General features: G+C 72.8%; 4 protein-coding genes. 1 reads left to right on the top strand and 3 read right to left on the bottom strand.

Going from position 1 to position 2,399, the window contains the following annotated elements; translation table 11 throughout:
- On the bottom strand, positions 1–285 hold a 285-nt coding region (locus G3I65_RS11805), incomplete at its 3' end, for a GntR family transcriptional regulator (RefSeq protein WP_160696140.1).
- A gap of 46 nt (positions 286–331) precedes the next feature.
- Here G3I65_RS11805 and G3I65_RS11810 point away from each other — a divergent pair.
- Positions 332–1,327, top strand: a complete 996-nt coding sequence (locus G3I65_RS11810) for an aldo/keto reductase (protein ID WP_160696141.1) — start codon at positions 332–334, stop codon at positions 1,325–1,327.
- Here the strand turns inward: G3I65_RS11810 and G3I65_RS11815 are convergent, their stop codons facing one another.
- Both G3I65_RS11815 and G3I65_RS11820 read right to left on the bottom strand, forming a co-directional pair.
- Positions 1,328–1,951: a response regulator transcription factor gene (locus G3I65_RS11815; protein WP_309235408.1), complete on the bottom strand. Its 624-nt coding sequence runs from the start codon at positions 1,949–1,951 to the stop codon at positions 1,328–1,330.
- Positions 1,948–2,399: sensor histidine kinase (locus G3I65_RS11820; RefSeq protein WP_239071069.1), on the bottom strand; the 452-nt coding region annotated here is incomplete at its 5' end. The genes G3I65_RS11815 and G3I65_RS11820, both read right to left, overlap by 4 nt.

Genomic DNA, 2,399 nt, shown 5'->3' on the forward strand with positions numbered 1-2,399 from the left:
CCGGGCCGGTGGCCGGGCCGCGACGGCGTCGCCGACCCGCCGGACGCGCGTGGCGGACCCGGTGCGCCCGTCGAGGTACCCCTCGGCGACGAGCTGGGCGTACGCCTGCGTCACGACCCACCGCGAGCAGCCGAGATCGGCGGCGAGCTGACGGCTCGGCGGCACCGCGACGCCGTCGTCGAGCCCGCGGATCGCCTTCCGCAGGGCGCGCGCGAGCTGTTCGTGCTTCGGTCCCGGTCCGGTCAGTTCCAGCAGGACGCCCCAATTGGTCTGTGATCCAGTCACGTCATTGGACTGTAGTACCGGACCGATTCCGGCTTAGGTTCGTGGCATGAAGAAGGTGGAACTGGGCCGGACCGGCCAGCACGTCAGCCAGGTGTCGCTGGGCTGCATGACGATGGGTACCTCGACGGACGAACCGACGTCGGCCCGCATCCTGGACGCGTTCCTCGACGCCGGCGGCGACTTCCTCGACACCGCGAACTGCTACGCCTGGTGGGCGGGACCGTCGTTCTCCGGCGGCGAAAGCGAAACCGTGCTCGGCCGGCTCCTCAAGGGGCGCCGGGACCGGGTCTTCCTGGCGACGAAGGTCTCCGCGCAACCCGTGGACCTGCCCGCGGCCCGCGCCGCCGCTCGCCCCGACGGCACGACCGACTGGGAAGCCCGGGAGCGGACGTACGAAGGCGCGAGCGCGGCGGTGATCCGGCGCTCGGTGGAGGAAAGCCTGCGGCGCTTGGGAACCGACCACATCGACCTGTACTACGTCCACGTCGATCTCCGGCGCGAGCCGCTGGAGGAGACACTGTCCGCAATGGACGAACTGGTCCGCGCGGGCAAGGTCCGCTACACCGGCTGGAGCAACGTCCGGGCGTGGCGCCTGGAGCGCATCCGGTCCCTGGCGCGGGCCAACGGCTGGGCGTCGCCGGTGGCCGTCCAGGTCCAGCACTCGTACCTGCGCCCGACCGGCCCCGACGTCCCGTCGATCGCGGGCGGCGAGCTGCTGGACTGGCTGTCGCAGCACCCGGACGTCTCCCTGGCCGCGTATTCCGCGCTGCTGCGGGGGATCTACGACGATGCGGCGTACCGCGAGTCGACGCCGATCTGGCGCGCGTACGCGGGGCCGGACTCGGAAGCGCGGCTGGCCGCGGTGGCGAAGGTGGCGTCGGCACTGGGAGCGACGGGGAACCAGGTGGCGCTCGCGTGGTTGCTCCACAAGGGAGTGATCCCGCTGATCGGCCCGCGGACCTGGGAGCACTACGAATCGATCGCGCCCGCGTTCACTTTGGACCTCCCGGCCGAACATCTGTCCCTTTTGGACAACGCCTGATCAGTCCAGCAGCCGCTGTTCCTTGGCGACCGCGACGGCACCGGACCGGGTGTCGACTTCGAGCTTGCCGTAGATCCGGCTCAGGTGCGTCTTGACCGTCGCCTCGCTGATGAACAGCGCGCGGGCGATCTCGCGGTTGCCGAGCCCTTCGGCCAGCCGGCGCAGGATGTCCAGCTCCCGGGCGGTCAACGCGGGCCGCGGGGCCCGCAGCTGCGCCATCATCCGGTCGGCGACCGGCGGGGACACCGCCGTCCGCCCGGCCGCGGCCGCTTCGATCGCCGCGTACAGCTCGTTGGCGGACCCGGCTTTCAGCAGGTAGCCGGTGGCGCCGGCGGCGATCGCGCGGCTGATGTCCGCGTCGGTGTCGTACGTCGTCAGCACGAGGATCCGGGGCGCGCCGGGGGTGCTCCGGATCCGGCGGGTGGCCTCGATCCCGTCGATGCCGGTGCCGAGCTGGATGTCCATCAGGACGACGTCGGGCCGCACGGCGGCGGCGGTCGCGACGGCTTCCTCCCCGCTCGCCGCCTCCGCGACGACTTCGATGCCGTCGGCGCCCGCCAGGAGGGCGCGCAGGCCGGCGCGGACGACCGTGTGGTCGTCGCAGACCAAAACCCGGATGGTCACGGGGCCTCCAACGGGATCGCAGCCGAAATGACCGTGCCCTGGCCGGGCTCGGACTCCACGGTCAGCTTGCCACCGAGCTGCTGGGCCCGGACCCGCATGGCGGGCAGCCCGTGTCCCCGGTCGCCTTCGGGCGCCCGCTCGACGAACCCGCGCCCGTCGTCGGCGACGTCCAGCACGACCTGGTCGTCGAGGTAGGTGAGGGTGAGCACGACGCTGCTCGCCTCGGCGTGTTCGCGCGCGTTGGCCAGCGCGCCCTGCGCGATCCGGACCACAGTGGACTGGACGCGCTCGGGCAGCGGGCGCTCGTCGCCGTCGATGCGGACGTCCACCGGCAGCCCCGCCCGGCCGGCCACCGCGCGCAACGCCTCTTCGAGCGTGGCGCCGGCGAGGTCGGCAGGCGCGAGGTCCTGCACGAGCCGCCGGGCTTCCGAGAGGTTGCCCGCGCCGA

The sequence above is a fragment of the Amycolatopsis sp. SID8362 genome (assembly GCF_010550475.1).
Classification (GTDB): domain Bacteria; phylum Actinomycetota; class Actinomycetes; order Mycobacteriales; family Pseudonocardiaceae; genus Amycolatopsis; species Amycolatopsis eburnea.